20 protein-coding genes are annotated in these 19,254 nt (G+C 64.4%); 1 reads left to right on the top strand and 19 read right to left on the bottom strand.

The features are described from left to right. Positions 1-10: 10 nt before the first annotated feature. The 19 genes from ACZBJS_RS12065 to urtA all read right to left on the bottom strand — a co-directional run bounded on the left by ACZBJS_RS12065 (position 11) and on the right by urtA (position 17,239). Positions 11-994 carry a hypothetical protein gene (locus tag ACZBJS_RS12065; RefSeq protein ID WP_057016179.1) on the bottom strand — a complete coding sequence of 328 codons (984 nt, stop codon included), beginning with the start codon at positions 992-994 and terminating at the stop codon, positions 11-13. 504 nt (positions 995-1,498) lie between these two features. Then, complete coding sequence (locus tag ACZBJS_RS12060) at positions 1,499-2,527, bottom strand: cytochrome-c peroxidase (RefSeq protein WP_316395949.1); 1,029 nt, start codon at positions 2,525-2,527, stop codon at positions 1,499-1,501. 179 nt (positions 2,528-2,706) lie between these two features. After that, positions 2,707-4,368, bottom strand: coding sequence for a CHASE domain-containing protein (locus ACZBJS_RS12055; protein WP_316395950.1), 1,662 nt, complete (start codon positions 4,366-4,368; stop codon positions 2,707-2,709). 4 nt (positions 4,369-4,372) lie between these two features. Continuing rightward, a complete protein-coding gene (locus ACZBJS_RS12050; RefSeq protein ID WP_316395951.1) occupies positions 4,373-4,627 on the bottom strand; it encodes a hypothetical protein in 255 nt (84 codons plus the stop codon). Between the two features lie 168 nt (positions 4,628-4,795). After that, complete coding sequence (gene ureG, locus ACZBJS_RS12045) at positions 4,796-5,434, bottom strand: urease accessory protein UreG (RefSeq protein ID WP_028334695.1); 639 nt, start codon at positions 5,432-5,434, stop codon at positions 4,796-4,798. A 150-nt stretch (positions 5,435-5,584) separates the two neighbouring features. Further along, on the bottom strand, positions 5,585-6,322 hold the full coding sequence (locus ACZBJS_RS12040; protein ID WP_316395971.1) for an urease accessory protein UreF: 738 nt from the start codon (positions 6,320-6,322) through the stop codon (positions 5,585-5,587). Then, positions 6,303-6,920 (bottom strand): urease accessory protein UreE, encoded by a 618-nt coding sequence (locus ACZBJS_RS12035; RefSeq protein ID WP_316395952.1) that lies wholly within the window; start codon positions 6,918-6,920, stop codon positions 6,303-6,305. The genes ACZBJS_RS12040 and ACZBJS_RS12035 overlap by 20 nt, the downstream gene beginning before the upstream one ends. A 7-nt stretch (positions 6,921-6,927) precedes the next feature. Beyond that, positions 6,928-7,227 (bottom strand): putative quinol monooxygenase, encoded by a 300-nt coding sequence (locus ACZBJS_RS12030; RefSeq protein WP_028342270.1) that lies wholly within the window; start codon positions 7,225-7,227, stop codon positions 6,928-6,930. Between the two features lie 24 nt (positions 7,228-7,251). Further along, entirely contained in the window at positions 7,252-7,551 is a 300-nt protein-coding gene (locus tag ACZBJS_RS12025; protein WP_024581875.1) for a putative quinol monooxygenase, read from the bottom strand. A gap of 111 nt (positions 7,552-7,662) precedes the next feature. Then, entirely contained in the window at positions 7,663-9,378 is a 1,716-nt protein-coding gene (gene ureC / locus ACZBJS_RS12020) for an urease subunit alpha (protein WP_316395953.1), read from the bottom strand. A gap of 1 nt (position 9,379) precedes the next feature. Continuing rightward, positions 9,380-9,934, bottom strand: a complete 555-nt coding sequence (locus ACZBJS_RS12015) for an HD domain-containing protein (RefSeq protein WP_057016126.1) — start codon at positions 9,932-9,934, stop codon at positions 9,380-9,382. Between the two features lie 4 nt (positions 9,935-9,938). Further along, the gene (locus tag ACZBJS_RS12010; RefSeq protein ID WP_028334688.1) at positions 9,939-10,244 is read right to left on the bottom strand and encodes an urease subunit beta; all 306 of its coding nucleotides are present in this window, start codon (positions 10,242-10,244) and stop codon (positions 9,939-9,941) included. 108 nt (positions 10,245-10,352) lie between these two features. Beyond that, entirely contained in the window at positions 10,353-10,655 is a 303-nt protein-coding gene (locus tag ACZBJS_RS12005; protein ID WP_316395954.1) for an urease subunit gamma, read from the bottom strand. 27 nt (positions 10,656-10,682) lie between these two features. Beyond that, entirely contained in the window at positions 10,683-11,519 is an 837-nt protein-coding gene (locus tag ACZBJS_RS12000) for an urease accessory protein UreD (protein WP_168858006.1), read from the bottom strand. Positions 11,520-11,568: 49 nt separating this feature from the next. Then, the gene (gene urtE / locus ACZBJS_RS11995) at positions 11,569-12,264 is read right to left on the bottom strand and encodes an urea ABC transporter ATP-binding subunit UrtE (protein ID WP_057016124.1); all 696 of its coding nucleotides are present in this window, start codon (positions 12,262-12,264) and stop codon (positions 11,569-11,571) included. Between the two features lie 4 nt (positions 12,265-12,268). Continuing rightward, positions 12,269-13,030 (bottom strand): urea ABC transporter ATP-binding protein UrtD, encoded by a 762-nt coding sequence (urtD, locus tag ACZBJS_RS11990; protein ID WP_016842654.1) that lies wholly within the window; start codon positions 13,028-13,030, stop codon positions 12,269-12,271. A gap of 4 nt (positions 13,031-13,034) precedes the next feature. Next, positions 13,035-14,204 (bottom strand): urea ABC transporter permease subunit UrtC, encoded by a 1,170-nt coding sequence (gene urtC / locus ACZBJS_RS11985; RefSeq protein WP_463438727.1) that lies wholly within the window; start codon positions 14,202-14,204, stop codon positions 13,035-13,037. Then, on the bottom strand, positions 14,201-15,799 hold the full coding sequence (gene urtB, locus ACZBJS_RS11980) for an urea ABC transporter permease subunit UrtB (protein ID WP_375167117.1): 1,599 nt from the start codon (positions 15,797-15,799) through the stop codon (positions 14,201-14,203). The genes urtC and urtB overlap by 4 nt, the downstream gene beginning before the upstream one ends. A gap of 144 nt (positions 15,800-15,943) precedes the next feature. Further along, positions 15,944-17,239 carry an urea ABC transporter substrate-binding protein gene (urtA, locus tag ACZBJS_RS11975; RefSeq protein WP_371852088.1) on the bottom strand — a complete coding sequence of 432 codons (1,296 nt, stop codon included), beginning with the start codon at positions 17,237-17,239 and terminating at the stop codon, positions 15,944-15,946. 523 nt (positions 17,240-17,762) lie between these two features. Between urtA and ACZBJS_RS11970 the strand changes: the two genes are divergently transcribed. Continuing rightward, positions 17,763-19,235, top strand: coding sequence for a DEAD/DEAH box helicase (locus ACZBJS_RS11970; RefSeq protein ID WP_410469727.1), 1,473 nt, complete (start codon positions 17,763-17,765; stop codon positions 19,233-19,235). Positions 19,236-19,254 lie beyond the last annotated feature (19 nt).

Raw genomic sequence — 19,254 nt, 5'->3', positions numbered from 1 at the left:
AGGCGGCGATCTACAGGACCGACGTCTTGAAGATCGCGGCGTGGCCGAAATAGTAGACGAACAAGGTCACCGACAGCGCGGCACAGAGCGCGACCGGGGCGAGCCACGGCGCACGACGGTCGCGCGACAACACCTTGTTGTCGGCGACAATCGCAAGCAGGACAGCGATGATCGCCGAGTGTCCGATCGTGTCGATCTTGCCGAATTCGAAGCACGCGCTGATGAACATCCCCGTCAGCACGGTGGCGGCGCAGCGCCGGATCAGCGGCGTCCAGATCAAGGCAAAGGCAAGCGTGAATTCCACCATGCCGGCGGCGCGCATGTAGAACTCGTTGTCGAAGCCCAGCGTCATCGCGGAATGCTCGATCAGCAGCGGGAAGCTCCACTCCGGATAGGCCCATTTTTCGACCGAGGCCCACATCAACGTCACCGCGGCGGCGTAGCGCATCACGTCGATCGGCCGGATTCCGAACAAATCCTTGTTCAGCCCAACCAGCGCAAAATAGGCGGCAACACCGAGAAAGATCGGGTAATCGGCGAGGTGAAAGACACCGTAGTCGCGTACACCGATCCCGAACAGGACCACCATCCCCGCCGCCGACAGCGGCAGCGTGCGTCGTGACAGCATCCCGGCAGCGATCGCAAGCTGCAACGCGCCGACATACGGCGACGTCGTCTTCAACTCGGGCGTCAGCAGGATGCCGCCCACGGCCCAGATCGAGATGAAGAAGAACCCGCACACGGCGCGCATCATCAATTCGGTGCGCAGCCGCAGCCCCTCGGTGACGCGGTCCATCACCCGGATCGTGGCGTCACCCAGCGAGGTGGGCTCGATCAGGCAACCCGCAAACAGCCAGAAGATGGCGACACCGAGCAGCAGTTCGAAATCCAGGCAAAGGACATTCTCGAGTCCGCGGGGCTGGCCGGCGACATCGTAGGCACAAAACCATTTGACATGTGCCTCGGCACTGCGCGCGGCGACGACACAAAACAGAACCGCTGCAAGGCACGTGGCGAAAAAGGAGCGCACCGCCGAGACGGTATCTCGCGCCCATCCACTAAACATTGAACCAACCGCCCACACACTTAAGGACTTGTTTAACTTATATCAAATTTTAAGCTTTGCGCCTGCCGGGACATCCCGTGGTTGCATCGTGGTTAATCCTGGCGGGCGAGCCCCCGGCCTGTCCCTTAGTGCAGTCTTTACAGCCGGTTGCCTCAAATTTTAGCTAATTCCGGCACGGGAGCTCAATTCAACTGTCGTAGTGAAATCCGGACAAATCGGATCGGGAGGCCGGTACAGTGTTCGGAGCGTTGAGCGTCGTAAGTATCGGGGTGGGGTCGGCCCTCGCCTATGTGACAAGATCGTCCGCTGCGCGCACAGCGACCCTCGAGACCTGCGCGGGCGCATTCGTGATCGTGGGGCTCGGCCTCCTGGGCGCGGCGCTGCCGCACCTGTCCTGAAACGAACCTCGTTCTGAACCGCGTTGAGCCGAGGTCAGCGGGGCAGTTTGGGGACGCCTGCCACCGGCGGGGCCGTCGCGGTCAGGGTTTGCAGGAAGGCGATGAGGTCGTTCTTCTCGTCTGCCGTCAGGGACAGCGGCTTGATGTCGGGCGATCGGCTCGGCCGATCGATCCCACCCTTGTTGTAAAGCTCGATGACATCTTCCAGCGTTGCCACCGATCCGTCGTGCATATAGGGCGCCCGGCGCGCGACGTCGCGCAATGTCGGCGTCTTGAACGCATATTTCAGCTTCGCCGAGGTCGGAAAGAAACGGCCGCGCCCGATGTCATGGCCCTTGGCGGTGCCGATATCCTGGAAGGATCCGTCGGAAAACGACGGGCCGCTGTGGCAAGCCGAGCAACGTGCCTTGCCGTTGAAAAGCTCAAAGCCGTGCTGGGCTGATTTGCTGATGGCGGTGTCGTCGCCCTTGATCCAACGGTCGAACGGAGCCTCGCCTGCGACGATGGAGCGCTCGAAGGTCGCCAATGACGCCTCGATCCTCGGCCGCGTGATCGCGCCGTCTCCGAATGCGTGGGCGAAGGCATCGACATAGCCGGGGATCGCCGAAAGTCGCGCAATCAATTCCGGCTCGGTCATGTTCAGGTTCGCCGGACTGAGGATCGGCCCGAACGCAACGGATTCCAGATCCCTGAACTTACCGTCCCATCCCAGCGGCTCGAAGAAGGCCACATCGATCAATGTCGGCGAGCGGATCGGCAGGCCCTTGGGATCCTCACCGATGGCGCGCGGAAGGCCATCGGCCCATGAAAGGGATGGCCTGTGGCAACTCGCGCAGGAGTGTGTCTTTGACCTCGACAGCAGCGGATCGAAGAACAGCAGTCGCCCAAGCGCGGATTTCGCCTCCGAATAGGGATTGCTGCTCGGGAACGGAACGACGTCCGGCCTCCGATAGCTGGCACGGATTGTCGCAGGGTCGCCGGGCGGCGCTGCCGGAGTCAAGGCAAGCGACAGCCCTACCGGCAAAACTGCCGCGAGCAAGGTCAGGCTGACCCAAAGCCTCATCGGGGTCCTCAGACGGTATCCTGCTCGGTATATGCCCAAGCATGTTCAACGAAGTTTTAACAATCGGTTGCGGTCTATTACTGATAGTGGGCATTGGTCACGATGACGCCGGCGCATGCTTGCGCGCGTGATTTCGATCAATCCGCGCGTCGATCCGATCACACAACCTGAGGCAGTCGCTACTTCTTCACCGGGCGCAGCGGCGCGGAGAACTGCTCGGTGCGGTCGCGCTCGGTCATGTCGACGACGGTGTCCATCGGCGCGGTCAGTTCATAGACATAGGAGACGTCGGTGAAATAGCGCTTCGCGGTGCCGCCGAGCGCCTCGGGCGCGACGCGGTCGAGCAGGATCAGGCCGAAATCACTGTCGGCTCGCCGCGTCGCCTGGCTGGTGTTGAACTCTTCCCAGCGGAAATGAAAGACCGAGTCCGCATCCTCGCCGACGACCTCCCAATTGGCGACGATGTGCGGGTGCTTGCCGACCAGCGACAGCCCTTCGTCGGAATGCGAGGCGAGCTCGAAGAACAGCAGCGACAGCGATTGGGCGGCGCGGGCGCTGACCGTGATGTCGGGACCGTTCACCGCGATCCGGTCGGCATGCGGGATCGCGCGCGATTCGAACAGGCCCTTCAGCTTGACGCCCTGCCACTGGCTCTCGCTGAGCAGCGTGACGACGTTCGACATCGCGTGGATGCGCCCGATCAAGAGCTCGCGCGCGACATCGATATCGGCGCCGTGCCGCAGCGTGCGGGTCACGATCGACTGGATCACCGCGAGGATGTTCTTGACGCGATGGTTGAGCTCGTCGATCACGGCGGTCAACCGGCGCTCGAATCCGATGCGGACCTCGATCTCGCGGCTGAGGCGCAAATTGTTATAGGCGACATAGCCGAACAGGCCGCAGATGATGCCGGTCAGCGCGAGGCCGATCGCCGCGACGATGGTCGCGGTCTGCTGCGCACGCACCGTGGCGTTGCTCTTGGCGTAATAGTCGAGCGACCAGTCACGGCCGCCGAACGTCACCGTGCGCACCATCGACGGCAGCGGGCCGTCCTGGCGCACCGCGCGCGAGGTGACGATGCCCTGCTCGTTGGCGGTGAACTCGTCGTTGGAGTCGCGCGGATCCTTCAACGCCACCGCGAATAGCGAGCTATCGTCGTTGGTCAGCATCAGCGACGACAGCTCATAGGAGAAGGTGATGAAGCCGGCCGGCTCGGATGCGCCCTCCTGGAACACCGGCGCGGCGAGCACGACCCCGACCGGGCCGTTCTGCCGCAACAGCGGCACCGGGTCGGAGGCCACAGGCTTGGCGTTGGCCATCGCCCGCGCCAGCATCGGGCCCACCACTGAGTGGCGGTCGAAGGCGCGGCCCGGAATGCTCAAGGTCTCCGGATTGCGCGGCTCGACGTCCATCAGCACGTTGATCGGCTTGTCGAGCGCCTTGAGGTCGAGCGCCTGGTCGTCGAAATCCCGGATCGTCGGATTGGTGAAGCCGTTGGCCTTCAGCTCGGCCTCCGCCGCGGCGAGCTCGTCCGGCTTGAGCCGCGCGATCCAGGCGGCGACGACGAAATCGGTCTTGAAGGCGTAGATCGCCGAGCGCAGCGGCTGCAGCATGTTGGCCTTCACCATCGACGGCGCCCGGAACAGCCCGGAGGCGACCCGCGCCAGCAGCTCGCGCTCGGTCAGGCGGTCCTGCACCAGGCTGGCATGGACGTCGATCGCCCGCGCCAGCGCGATGCCGTCGATCGCGAGCTCCTGATCGTGCACCCGATAGGCGGCAAGACCGGAGAGCAGAACTCCGATCAGCGCAATCAAGGCAACGATGAAGCCCAGTCGAACCACACGCTTACTCGGCAATCAGGGGGTGGCGAAAGGGGACGGAAGTCATCTGGCTTCTGCAAGGGCGGCGACAAATCAGGATGCGATGAAGGCCCGCCGCAAAGGAATATGGAATAGCAATCATCGGTCCGCAACAGGAGCCGGTCGGCAGCATTAACGACGACGCCACCCGGCGGTCTTTGGCGGCGCCAAAGGTTGCTAATCGGCAAAGTTGGAAATTGTTCCGGCGATTGCGCAGCTTTTTTGCGGCGGCCAGCGACATCCAGCCAAGTGCCTCACCGTCATCCTGCAGCGCGTCTCGAAGGATGAACGGCCCACCGGTGGCCGTTCATCCTTCGAGGCTCGCTCTGCTCGCGCCTCCAGCGATAAAGGCGAAGCCTTTGCGCGGGGATGACGGGATAAGGGTTCGCACCGCCACAATGATTAACGCCTAACCCGCCTTGACCTTGCCCTGCGACCGAAGGCCGCCCTTGGTCTCGATGAAGCTGATGATGCGATCGAGGCCGTCGCTCTTCTTCAGGTTGGTCATCACGAAGGGCCGCTCGCCGCGCATCCGCCTGGCGTCGGTGTCCATCTTCTCGAGTGACGCACCGACATGGGGTGCGAGATCGATCTTGTTGATCACCAGGAGGTCGGATCGCGTGATGCCGGGGCCGCCCTTGGAGGGGATCTTGTCGCCGGCGGCAACGTCGATGACGTAGATCGTCAGATCGGCCAATTCCGGCGAGAAGGTCGCCGCCAGATTGTCGCCGCCGGATTCGATCAGCACCAGATCGAGGTCGGGGAATTTTGCCCGCATGTCGGCAACCGCGGCGAGATTCATCGAAGCGTCCTCGCGGATCGCAGTATGCGGACAGCCGCCGGTCTCGACACCGGCGATGCGGTCCGGCGTCAGCGAACCGGAGCGCACCAGAAACTCGGCATCCCATTTGGTGTAGATGTCGTTGGTGATCGCGGCGATGTCGTAGCGCTCGCGCATCGACTTGCAGAGCAGGTCCATCAGCGCGGTCTTGCCGGAGCCGACCGGGCCGCCGACGCCGACACGAAGTGGGCCGTGGGAAGTGGGCATATCAACAAGTCCCTCTATTGTCGTCCCGGCGAAAGCCGGGACCCATACCGCGTGATCCCTCAACCGGGTCCAGTGGCCGACACCATCCGCAACAACCACCCCCTGTGGTTATGGGTCCCTGCTTTCGCAGGGACGACAGCGGAAGATGCATCATGACCGGAACAGCCTCGTGTATTGCGTCTCGTGACGCAGGCTTGCGAGATCGGCGCGAAAGGTCGCGCCGCCGAGATCGTCGAGCGAGGCCGCATTGGCCCGCGCCGCGGTCGCAGCAACGACCAGCTCGAGACCGGCCAACACGCGCTGACTGTCGGTCTGCCCGAGCGGGATCAGCCGGCTGCCCGCGGAAATCCAGTTCGAGGTCACTGCCTGCAGGAAGGCGTGCAGCGCCGGCGCAAGCCGAATGCCGTGTGCAGCGCTGACGATGCCGACCGCGACGGGGTAGACGACAGGGCCGTTGCAAGCCGCAATCATCGCGTCGAGGCCGGGCGAATTCCACGCGGCACGGGCGATCTCGATGAAGGCGCGCCCCTGCGTCGTGGTCTCGAGCTGCCGCTCGCGCGACGGCACGAAGGCCGCGGCAAGCTCGGCGACCTGCTCCAGCCCGGCATGATTGGGCTGCAACGCCGCACGAAAACTCTGCGCGAGAAACACAGCGTCGCAAAATCCGCTGCCGTCGGAAAGCATCGCGGCGAGCCAGCCGCGCAGCGACGCGGCATCCGTGATGTCGCCGGCCTCGACCGCCCATTCGATGCCGCTGGAATAGGCGAACGCCCCCACCGGAAAGGACGGCGACAGCCATGTCATCAGCCGGTACAGCGCGGCCGCCTCGTCCTCCGCCATCCCGCCGCGCAGCGCGGCGGGATCAGGCTCATTTGTGGTCATGAGCATGGGAGTGATCGTGGTGATGATGAGCTTGCTCGCAATGCTCATCATGATGATGGTCGTGATCATGGTCAGGCCCGTGATCATGGCCGTGGTGGTGACCGTGATCATGCGCATGGCTGTGGGCATGATCGTGCCCGGTGTGACCATGCGCGTGCGCGTCGGCATGCGCATGCTCGGCATAGGCGCCGCCCTCGGGATCGAACGGTGCCTCGATCTCGATGACACGGGCCCCTAACCCCTTCACCATCGCCTCGATCACGTGATCCCTGCGGATGCGCAATCCCTTCGGCATGATCTGCGTCGGCAGATGACGGTTGCCGAGATGCCAGGCGACCCGGATCAGATGATGCGGATCGCTGCCCCGGATTTCCACCAGCGGCTCGGGAGCTGCGACCACCTCGACGAGGCGGCCGTCCTCCAGCACCAGCGCATCGCCGCCGCGCAGCGCGACGGCGTTTTCGAGATCGAGCAGAAATTCGAGCCCGCGCGTCCCTGACATCACCATCCGCCGCCGATGCCGGTCGTCGAAATCTAGCACGACGGTATCGGCTGGCGCTTCCTTCCAGCGGTGCTGTCCCAGGACTTTGGTGGCGCGGATCATCGATGCCTCAGAGCTTCTCGACCTTGGCGTCGCTGATGATCTCGATCACCGTCGGCCCGGTCTTCATGTTAGCGGAATATTCGCGCCATACCTTCATGTGCGGCGCCCTGGCATGGCCGTTGAGATCCTCGCGGCTCTCCCAGCGCTCGACCACCACATAGAGGTTGGGATCGTTGACGCTGACATTGCCGTCATAGGAGATGCAACCCTTCTCCTTGCGGGTCTCGACCGTGCAGGCCTTGTGCCCCTTGATGAAGTCGTCCTTGTTCTCCGGCTTCATCGGCGTGGTGGCGATGACATAGATCATGGATTATCTCCCTTCTTTTTCTCGTTAGCGGACGTCGACCTTCTCGGGCGTGATCACCTCGATCTTCGGCGGCGCGGCCATGCATTTCACCGCGACCCGGCCGAACGTCTTCATGTGCTCGGCGGTGCGATGTGGCACCAGCGCCTCCGCGTTCTCCCACTGCTCGACGAACACCATCTTGCTGTGGTCGGTGACGCTCTCATGCAAATCGTAAGCGATGTTGCCGGGCTCCTTGCGGGTTTCCTTGATGCAGGCCGTCGCCGCAGCAATGAATTCGGCGCGGGTCTCGGGCTTGATGGTCAGCGTAGCAACGACGTAAATCACGGAAGTTCCTCCCGGTTTTCTGTTTTGGCTTGAGTCTTGTTTTGACGCGTTTTCTTTCCGCGAACCGGAAATCCACTTCGCTCGAAAACGCTCTGGTTACCGGGATGGGTTTTAGAACATAAAATAGCGCTGTGCCATGGGCAGCACCTCGGCCGGCGCGCAGGTCAGCAGCTCGCCGTCTGCGCGTACCTCATAGGTCTCCGGATCGACCTCGATCTCGGGCGTCGCGTCGTTGTGGATCATGCTCTTCTTGGAGATCTTGCCGCGGGTGTTCTGTACCGCGTAGAGCTTCTTGGCTATCCCGAGCTTGCGGGCAAGGCCGCCGGTGACCGCCGCCTTCGAGGTGAACACCACCGAGGACGCGGTGAGCGACTTGCCGAAGGCGGCGAACATCGGCTGGTAATGCACCGGCTGCGGCGTCGGGATCGAGGCGTTGGGGTCCCCCATCGGCGCCGCCACGATCGAGCCGCTCTTGATGATGCAGTCCGGCTTGACGCCGAAGAACGCCGGCGACCACAGCACGAGGTCGGCGAGCTTGCCCTTCTCGACCGAACCGATCAGCTTCGACACGCCGTGCGCGATCGCGGGGTTGATGGTGTATTTGGCGATGTAGCGCTTGACGCGGAAATTGTCGTTGTCGTTGCCCTTGTCCTGCGGCAGCGACCCACGTTGCTTCTTCATCTTGTCGGCGGTCTGCCAGGTGCGGATGATGACCTCGCCGAGCCGGCCCATCGCCTGCGAGTCCGACGACATCATCGAGAGCGCGCCGAGGTCGTGCAGGATGTCCTCGGCGGCGATGGTCTCCTTGCGGATCCGGCTCTCGGCGAAGGCAAGGTCTTCGGCGATCGACGGATCGAGGTGATGGCACACCATCAGCATGTCGAGATGCTCGTCGATGGTGTTGCGGGTGAACGGCCGGGTCGGATTGGTCGAGGACGGCAGCACGTTCTTCAGCCCGGCAATCTTGATGATATCCGGTGCATGGCCGCCGCCGGCGCCCTCGGTGTGGAAGGCATGGATGGTGCGGCCCTTGAACGCCTTCACCGTATCCTCGACGAAGCCGGATTCGTTCAGCGTGTCCGAATGCAGCATCACCTGGACGTCGTAGTCGTCGGCAACCGAGAGACAGGTGTCGATCGCCGACGGCGTGGTACCCCAGTCCTCATGCAGCTTCAGCGCGCAGGCGCCGCCCTTGATCATCTCGACCAGCGCCGCCGGACGCGAGGCGTTGCCCTTGCCGGAGATGCCGAGGTTGACCGGGAAGGCGTCGAACGACTGGATCATCCGCCCCATGTGCCAAGGGCCAGGCGTGCAGGTGGTGGCGAAGGTGCCGTGCGACGGACCGGTGCCGCCGCCGAGCATCGAGGTGACGCCAGACATCAGCGCGTGCTCGATCTGCTGCGGGCAGATGAAATGGATGTGGCTGTCGAAACCGCCGGCGGTGAGGATCTTGCCCTCGCCCGCGATCACGTCGGTACCGGGACCGATCACGATGGTGACGTTGGGCTGGATGTCGGGATTGCCGGCCTTGCCGATCGCCGCGATCATGCCCTCCTTGATCGCGACGTCGGCCTTCACGATTCCCCAGTGATCGACGATCAGCGCGTTGGTGATGACAGTATCCGCGGCGCCTTGCGCGTTGGTCACCTGCGACTGCCCCATGCCGTCGCGGATCACCTTGCCGCCGCCGAACTTCACCTCCTCGCCATAGGTGGTGAGATCCTTCTCGACCTCGATGATCAGATCGGTGTCGGCAAGCCTAACCCTGTCGCCGGTGGTCGGGCCGAACATGTCGGCATAGACGGAACGCTTGATCTTCACGGACATGTCAGCCCCCAGTTTCAGTCAGCGCGGCCTTGGCACGCGCAATCGTGTCGTCGAAAATGCGGTCGAGCCGCGGATTGATGCCCCGGCAACCGGCAACGACCTTGTCGGCCCAGGCCGCATAGTCGGCGAGATCATCGCGCTCGTCCTTGCTCGGATGCGGCACGATCCGCGCGCCGATATTGCTGATCTTGTCGGCGATCTTGATCAGCTTTGCACCGGGAGATTTGTGCGGAGCATCCTCGATCTGCTTTTGCCGGCGGGCAGGCTTTGGCAGGCTCATGTCATCGGTGCACTCGACAACGAGATCGGCAACGCGCGCGCTGAACTTCTGCGCGAGCTCCTCGCGCGTGGTCTCGGTGTCCTCGATGGTGTCGTGCAGCCAGCCGGCAGCCACCAGTTCGGCATCGGTGCCGTTAGTGACCTGCGCGAGCAGATTCGCGACCTCGGCGAGATGGTTGATGTAAGGCTCACTCCCCCGCCCCTTGCGCGCCATCCCGTTATGACGGTGCGCGGCAAGCTCGGCAGCTTCGGAGACCATGCGGACAGCGGGAAGCATGGCGCTACAGCTTCCCCTTCACCTCGGCGCGAAAGCCGTAGATCACGCGCTTGCCGGCGAGTGCGACGAGCTGGACGTCGCGGGTCTGGCCGGGTTCGAAGCGGACGGCGGTGCCGGCGGCGATGTCGAGGCGCATGCCGCGGGCTTTCTTGCGGTCGAATTTCAGCGCCGGGTTGGTCTCGAAGAAGTGGTAATGCGAGCCGACCTGGATCGGACGATCGCCGGTGTTGGCGACCGAGAGCGTCACGGTCTTGCGGCCGGCATTGAGCTCGATCTCGCCGTCCTTGATGAAGAGTTCGCCGGGGATCATTCGTCTCTCCTGTCATTCCGGGGCACGCGAAGCGTGAATCCGGAATCTCGATCAACAATCTCTGGATTCCGGGTTCTGCCTTCGGCCGCCCCGGAATGACGCTCGTGGCTATCGGATCGGCTCGTGCACGGTGACGAGCTTGGTGCCGTCGGGGAATGTCGCCTCGACCTGGATGTCGTGGATCATCTCCGGGATGCCATCCATCACCTGCGCGCGGGTCAGGACCTTGGCGCCGGCCTGCATCAGCTCGGCGACGGTGCGGCCGTCGCGCGCGCCCTCGACGATGAAGTCGGTGATCAACGCGACGGCTTCGGGATGGTTCAGCTTGACGCCGCGCTCGAGCCGGCGCCGCGCCACCGTGGCCGCCATCGAAACCAGGAGCTTGTCCTTTTCGCGGGGAGACAAATTCATGCGAGCACTCTGAAAGCGTTGAAAGGATTAGTTGAGCCAAAGCCGCGGCAGCGGGACAGTGGAGGCGCGGCCGAGCACCGTCATCATGTCAGCGCGCAGCCGGGCCGCATCTTGGGCACAGAAGCGGGCCATTGCAAAGCCATTCCAGGCGGAGATGCCGACCTCGCCGCCGAAGCTTTCCGACGCCTCGCGGATGCGCTCGACCAAGGCTTCGTCACCCGGCACGATCAGCGCCGTGCCGATCGCGCAGCCGCCGCCCGCGATCGCGGGTCGCGCGAGCTTCTCGCCGATCTCGCCGTCGAGCCTGACGGTCTCGGCGAACACCAGCTTGCCGCCACGGCGCATCCGCCAGCGGTCGACGAACTCGCCGTGGCGCATGGTCTCGCCCATCGCGGCGCGGCCGAACACCACGATCTCGCAGAGCAGGAGCGAGGCACCCTCGGCAAGGTCGATGTCGAAGCCGCGGTGAATGCGGGCACGGTCGAACAGGATGGTTTCCTGCGGCAGCCAGGCGAGATGCGCGCCTGCGGCAACGGTCAGCGCGATGTCGAGCCGTGCCGCCGCTGCCGGTGCACGGTAGACTTTCTCAGCCGCCGCGGTGGTCAGCGTCAAACGCGCGCCCTCGCCGGCCGCGACCGCGATCTCGAAGCGATCCCCGCCGGCAATGCCGCCGGCGGTGTTGACGAACATGGCCGAGAGACCGTCGTCCTCCGGCGATGGGAAGCGGACGCGCAGCGAGCCGGACTCATGCAGGTCGCCGCGGCGGGTGGCGCCGTCTTTCAGATGCACGCCGAACCGGACCGCACCCTGGGCGCGGTTTGCCGCAAACGTCGCCGCTGCCGCGCCTGCGATCCCGGTCCGCATTCCCCCGACGCTCCCTTCGCGCGCCACGACAGGCGGCGTCACATCCTGTTCACAGCGCCATCTGGCGGCTGATCTCGGCGGGATCGAGGCTTGCGCGGTCGCAGGCATATTTCACCGCACCCCGGTCCATCACGGCAAAACTGTCGCCGAGTTCGCAGGCAAAGTCGAGATATTGTTCGACCAGCACGATGGCGATGTTGCCGAGATTGCGCAGATAGGAGATGGCGCGGCCGATATCCTTGATGATCGAGGGCTGGATGCCCTCGGTCGGCTCGTCGAGCAGCAGGAGCTTTGGCCGCATCACCAGCGCGCGGCCGATCGCAAGCTGCTGCTGCTGGCCGCCGGAAAGGTCGCCGCCGCGGCGGCCCAGCATGGTCTCCAACACCGGAAACAGCGAGAACACGTCGTTGGGAATGTTGCGGTCTTCGCGCTTGAGCGGACCGAAGCCGGTCTTGAGGTTCTCTTCCACCGTCAGCAGCGGAAAGATCTCGCGGCCCTGCGGCACGAAGCCGATGCCGCGCCGCGCCCGCTCATAGGGCTTTAGCGCGGTGATGTCCTTGCCGTCGAAATTGATCGTGCCGGAAGCGATCGGATACTGGCCGACCATGGCGCGGAGCAGCGAAGTCTTGCCGACGCCGTTGCGGCCGAGCACACAGGTGACCTTGCCCGGCTCGGCGGTCAGCGACACGCCGCGCAGCGCCTGCGCCGCACCGTAATAGAGATTGATGTTGTCGATCTTCAGCATCGCGCTAGCGCCCCAGATACACTTCGACCACCCGCTCGTTCGACGACACCTGGTCGATCGAACCTTCGGCGAGCACCGAGCCCTCATGCAGGCAGGTCACCTTGACGCCGAGCTCGCGCACGAAGGTCATGTCATGCTCGACCACCATGATGGTGTGATTCCTGTTGATCTCCTTCAGGAGCTCCGCGGTCAGATGGGTCTCGACATCGGTCATGCCGGCGACCGGCTCGTCGACCAGCAGCACCTTCGGGTCCTGCGCCAGCAACATGCCGATCTCGAGCCACTGCTTCTGGCCGTGCGACAGGCTGCCGGCGAGGCGGTTGCGCGCATCGGTCAGGCGGATGGTCTCGAGCACCTTGTCGATGCGCTCGGACTCGGCCTTGCTGCCGCGCCAGAACAGCGTGCCGCGCACGGAATGATCGACATTGAGCGCGAGCAGGAGATTGTCCTGCACGGTCTGGCTCTCGAACACCGTCGGCTTCTGGAATTTGCGGCCGATGCCGAGCTCGGCGATACGGGTCTCGTCGAGGCGGGTCAGGTCGACGGTGCCGTCGAACAGCACGGTGCCCTCGTCCGGCTTGGTCTTGCCGGTGATGATGTCCATCATCGTGGTCTTGCCGGCGCCGTTCGGGCCGATGATGGCCCGCATCTCGCCGGGTTCGAGCGCCAGCGACAGATTGTTGATGGCGTGGAAGCCGTCGAACGAGACATGCACGCCGTCGAGGTAGAGCATGGCCGAGGTGGCGCGGGTGTCCATGACGTTCATCTGCCTACTCCGCCGGGTTCGGTGCGCCGATGCCGTCTTCGCGCGCGGCACTCTCGGCGTCGGGTGAGTTGCGCCGCGCTTTCAGCGGCTCCCACCAGGCGTTGAAGGTACCGACGATGCCCTTGGGCAACAGCAGCGTGACCAGGATGAACAGCGCGCCCAGCATGAACAGCCAGTACGGTGCAAGCGGCCCCGAGGTGAAGAACGTCTTGGCATAGTTGACGACGACGGCGCCGAGCGCCGCGCCGATCAGCGTGCCGCGGCCGCCGACCGCGACCCAGATCACCGCCTCGATCGAGTTGGCGGGCGCGAACTCGCTCGGATTGATGATGCCGACCTGCGGCACGTACAGCGCACCGGCGACGCCGGCCATGCAGGCCGACAGCGTGAACACGAACAGCTTGTAGGATTCGACACGATAGCCAAGGAAACGGGTCCGGCTTTCGGCGTCACGCACTGCGATCAGGACCTTGCCGAGCTTCGAGGTCACGATCGCGCGGCAGATCAGGAACGCGATGATCAGCGCAAGGCAGCTCAGCAGGAGCAGCGCCGCGCGGGTGCCTTCGGCCTGCACGTTGAAGCCGATGATGTCCTTGAAGTCGGTCAGCCCGTTATTGCCGCCGAAGCCGAAATCGTTGCGGAAGAACGCCAGCAGCAGCGCATAGGTCATCGCCTGCGTGATGATCGACAAATACACGCCGGTGACGCGCGAGCGGAAGGCGAGCCAGCCGAAGCAGAAGGCGAGCAGACCCGGCACCAGCAGCACCATCAGTGCGGCGAACCAGAACTGGTCGAAGCCGTACCAGTACCAGGGCAGCTTGCTCCAGTTCAGGAACACCATGAAGTCGGGCAGGATCGGATTGCCGTAGACGCCGCGGCTGCCGATCTGGCGCATCAGGTACATCCCCATCGCGTAGCCGCCCAGCGCGAAGAACGCACCGTGGCCGAGCGAGAGGATGCCGCAATAGCCCCAGATCAGATCGATCGAGAGCGCGAGGATGGCGTAGCAGACATATTTGCCCCACAGCGCGACCAGATAGGTCGGCACCTGGAACATCGAGCCCTGCGGCAGCAGCAGGTTCGATAGCGGGATCAGCACGCCGATCGCGGCGACGATCAGGACGAACGCGGTCGCCGCGCGGTCGAGCGAACGGGTGAGGATGTGCGGCGTCATGCTTCCACCGCCCGACCCTTGAGCGCGAACAGGCCGCGCGGCCGCTTCTGGATGAACAGGATGATCAGCACCAGGATCGCGATCTTGCCGAGCACCGCGCCCGCGACAGGCTCGAGGAACTTGTTGGCGATGCCGAGCGTGAAGGCGCCGACCAGCGTGCCCCAGAGATTGCCGACGCCGCCGAACACCACGACCATGAAGCTGTCGATGATGTAGCTCTGGCCGAGATTCGGGCTGACATTGTCGATCTGCGACAGCGCCACGCCGGCAATGCCGGCGATCCCCGAGCCGAGGCCGAAGGTCAGCGCGTCGACGCGCGAGGTGGCGATCCCCATCGAGGCCGCCATGCGGCGGTTCTGGGTCACCGCGCGCATCTCCAGGCCAAGCGCGGTGTAGCGCAGCATCGCCAGCAGGATGGCAAACACCGCGAGCGTGAAGCAGAGGATCCACAGCCGGTTATAGGTGATGGTGATCTGGCCGAGCTCAAAGGCACCGCTCATCCAGGAGGGGTTGCCGACCTCGCGGTTGGTCGGGCCGAACGCGGTGCGCACCGCCTGCTGCAACACCAGCGACAGGCCCCAGGTCGCGAGCAGCGTCTCCAGCGGACGGCCATAGAGGAAGCGGATGATGGTGCGCTCGATCACGACACCGATTAAGCCGGCGACCAGGAAGGCGAGCGGCACCGCGATCAGCAGCGAATAGTCGAACAGCGCAGGATAGCGGCTGCGGATCACCTCCTGCACCACGAAGGTGGTGTAGGCCCCGAGCATCACCATCTCGCCATGCGCCATGTTGATGACGCCCATCACGCCGAAGGTGATGGCAAGCCCGATCGCGGCGAGCAGCAGCACCGAGCCGAGCGACAGGCCGTACCAGGCATTCTGCACCATCGACCACATCGCCAGATTGCTCTGGATCGAGGACACCGCGCTTGCGGCCGCGTTGGCGACCAGCGGCGGCTGGTCGGCGCCGAGGCCGGTGAGCAGCGCCAGCGCCTCCTGATCGCCGCGCGCCTTGACCACGGCGACGGCGTCGAGCTTGTCGCTGTCGGATGCGTCCGACTTGAACAGGATGATGGCGGCGCGCGCCTCGGCGAAGGCCTGCTTGACCGACTTGACGTTCTCCTTGGCGAGCGCAGCCTCCACCGTCGGCAGCAAATTCTCCTCGTGGCTCTTGAACACCGACTGCGCGGCGGCGAGGCGTTTGGCCGGATCCGGCGACAGCAGCGTCAGGCCGCCGAGCGCAGCCTCCACGGTGCGGCGCAGGCGGTTGTTGAGGCGGACGGCGGCGGCGTTGTCGGGCAGCTTGTCGACGGCAGCACCCGTGGCGGCGTCGACAATCTTGCCGTCGGTCCGCGTGATGAAGACCTTCTTGCTGTCGGGATCGGCCGAGAGCCGGCCGTCCTGCAGCGCGCTGATGATGGGCGAGGCCAGCGCATTGCCCGACGCGGCGACCTCACCGATCGCAGCCTCGGTGTCGGAGAACTCGTCATTGGCGAATTTGGCGACCGAATCCTCGAACGGACCAGCCAGCGCCGGCACAGCAAGGCAGCTCAGCAGCAGGATCGAGAGAAACAGCGCACGAAAACGATCAATACAATTGGCGAACACGTCAGTACCCCGGCAGGAGTGTGAGGAGAAGGCGGCGAGCTGTGCCGCCTTCTCCAGGTTCTTGGATGGTTGTGTTGTGTCGTCGATCAGGTCAGGAGCTCAGGAGCCCTGTTGTCAGGAGCCCTATTGTCAGGAGCCCTGGCCGCCGCACTTGTTGGTCTTGGTGTTGAAGTTGCCGCACTTCTTGCCGACCCAATCGCCGATCAGGTCCTTGGAGCCCTCGAGCTCCTTCGACCAGGCGTCGCCGGCCACCAGGCCCGGGGTCTTCCAGACCACGTCGAACTGGCCGTTGCCCTTGATCTCGCCGATGAACACCGGCTTGGTGATGTGGTGGTTCGGCAGCATCTGCGACACGCCGCCGGTCAGGTTCGGCGCCTCGATGCCGGGAAGCGCATCGATCACCTTGTCCGGATCGGTCGACTTCACCTTCTCGACCGCCTTCACCCACATGTTGAAGCCGATGTAGTGCGCTTCCATCGGATCGTTGGTCACGCGCTTCGGGTTCTTGGTGTAGGCCTGCCACTCCTTGATGAACTTCTCGTTCGCCGGGGTCTTGATCGACTCGAAGTAGTTCCAGGCGGCGAGATGGCCGAGCAGCGGCTTGGTGTCGATGCCGGCGAGCTCTTCCTCGCCGACCGAGAACGCGACCACCGGGATCTCGGTCGCCTTGATACCCTGGTTGCCGAGTTCCTTGTAGAACGGAACGTTGGCGTCGCCGTTGATGGTGGAGACCACCGCGGTCTTCTTGCCGGCCGAGCCGAACTTCTTGATGTCGGCCACGATCGTCTGCCAGTCGGAGTGACCGAACGGCGTGTAGTTGATCATGATGTCGTCCTGGGCGACGCCCTTCGACTTCAGATAGGCTTCCAGGATCTTGTTGGTGGTGCGCGGATAGACGTAGTCGGTGCCGGCCAGCACCCAGCGCTTCACCTTCTCTTCCTTCATCAGATAGTCGACCGCCGGGATCGCCTGCTGGTTCGGCGCCGCGCCGGTGTAGAACACGTTGCGCTCGGACTCCTCGCCCTCATACTGTACCGGGTAGAACAGGATGTTGTTCAGCTCCTTGAACACCGGGAGCACGGATTTGCGCGACACCGAGGTCCAGCAGCCGAACACGACCGCGACCTTGTCCTTGGTGATCAACTCGCGGGCCTTTTCGGCGAACAGCGGCCAGTTCGAGGCGGGGTCGACCACGACGGGCTCGAGCTTCTTGCCGAGCACGCCGCCCTTCTTGTTCTGCTCGTCGATCAGGAAAAGGATCGTGTCCTTCAGCGTGGTTTCGCTGATGGCCATGGTGCCCGACAGCGAGTGAAGGATGCCAACCTTGATGGTGTCGTCGGCCGCTTGCGCGGGCGCGAGGGACGAGGACGCAGCCAGACCCAAAACCAGGCCGGCCGTCGCCGCGAGCGCGCGGCGGCGGGTCATCGTCGTTATTTTGTGAGAAAGCTGAGTAAGCATGAAATGTCGTCTCCCTGACGCAGGCGTGGAACGCTGCGAACGGCCGCTTGGCCGCCTGCGGTTAATGGAATCGCAAGAACTGTGCCACGGTGCGCGGGCACCGTAAGCCGATGAACCGGCTGGATAATTTCATCGGTTCCGGGCAAATACGGAAGCCGACTGCTCAATCATTGAGCCGCCAACTTGACTGCCGAAAGAGCAATCAGATTATTCTGTAGGCAAAATCGCCGCCTTGGCTAAATTTCCGGCATCGATTTGTGACAGTTTGCGCGATGGTTCAGCGAACTCCGGGCACCAAAGACGGCAATCTCATCTTGAAACCGCCCAGTTCCTGGTCCATATCCTCGCCATGCCCGCGAGAGTCGCGGTGCCTTCGCGAGCTGCGTGTTCAAGCTGCCCCAAGCGGCTTCTGGCTCGCCTTTCAGCTAACCCAGCTTGACGCCCCAGACACGCGGGTGTCCCCGAATGCCTTCACACGCTTCCGGCCGATATGGGCCGGGACGACGACGGCTTTTATGGAAAGAACCACCTTTTGACCTCCTTTCAGGATTTCGGCCTCGCCGATCCCATCGCCCGCGCGCTCCGAGAAGAAAATTATCTCACGCCGACCCCCATCCAGGCCCAGACCATCCCGCTAGCCCTTGCCGGCCGCGACGTCGTCGGCATCGCCCAGACCGGCACCGGCAAGACCGCCTCCTTCGCGCTGCCAATCCTGCACCGGCTGCTGGAGAACCGCGTCCGCCCGCAGCCCAAGAGCTGCCGCGTGCTGGTGCTCTCGCCGACCCGTGAACTGTCCGGCCAGATCCTCGACAGTTTCAACACCTATGGCCGCCACATCCGGCTGTCCTCGACGCTCGCCATCGGCGGCGTGCCGATGGGCCGCCAGGTCCGTTCCCTGATGCAGGGCGTCGAGGTGCTGGTCGCCACCCCCGGCCGCCTGCTCGATCTCGTGCAGAGCAACGGGCTGAAGCTCAACCAGGTCGAGTTCCTGGTGCTCGATGAAGCCGACCGCATGCTCGACATGGGGTTCATCAACGACATCCGGAAAATCGTCGCCAAGCTGCCGATCCGGCGCCAGACGCTGTTCTTCTCGGCCACCATGCCCAAGGACATCGCCGAGCTCGCCGAGGCGATGCTGCGCGACCCGGCCCGCGTGGCGGTGACGCCGGTGGCCTCGACGGTGGATCGCATCGCCCAGCGCGCGATCCAGGTCGATTTCGCGGCCAAGCCGACGGTTCTCGCCCAGTTGCTGAAGCAGGAGCCGGTCAACCGCGCCCTGGTCTTCACCCGCACCAAGCACGGCGCCGACAAGGTGGTGAAAAGCCTTGCCAAGGCCGGCATCGAGGCCAATGCGATCCACGGCAACAAGTCGCAGAACCACCGCGAGCGCACGCTGGCGGCGTTCCGTTCCGGCGAGATCCGCACGCTGGTGGCGACCGATATCGCCGCCCGCGGCATCGACGTCGACGGCGTCAGCCACGTGGTGAATTTCGACCTGCCCAATATCCCGGAGACCTACGTCCACCGCATCGGCCGCACGGCGCGCGCCGGCGCCGACGGCGTCGCGATCTCGCTGATCGCCGGTGCCGAGGAGATGGGCTATCTGCGCGATATCGAGCGGCTGATCCGGATTACCGTGCCGCGGGAAGACCGCCGCACGCAAGGCAGCTCCTCTGGCGGCCGCGAGGCCGCCGCGCCGGCGCAGGCCACCCACCCGCACCGGGGCGGCCGCTCTGCGCCCCGTGCGCATAATGTCCGTGGGAATGAGGCCGCTCCGGGCGCAAAAGGCCCTCGCCGCCGCCGCCGTCGAGGTGGTAATAATGGCGCGCCGCAGACGAGCCGGGGCGAGTCGCCGCGTCCGTCGCAGGCCGGCAACAGCGAAGGCATTCAGGGCGTCGCCTTCTTGCATCGCGAGAGCCGGCCGAATCCGCAATCCAACCGCAACAACCGACCGAAGCACTAGCCGTCGCTCGATCTGGAGA

The sequence above is a fragment of the Bradyrhizobium sp. KZN70725 genome (assembly GCF_055264925.1).
The sequence above is the reverse complement of the archived record's forward strand: the minus strand, read 5'-3'. Positions and strand labels throughout refer to the sequence as shown.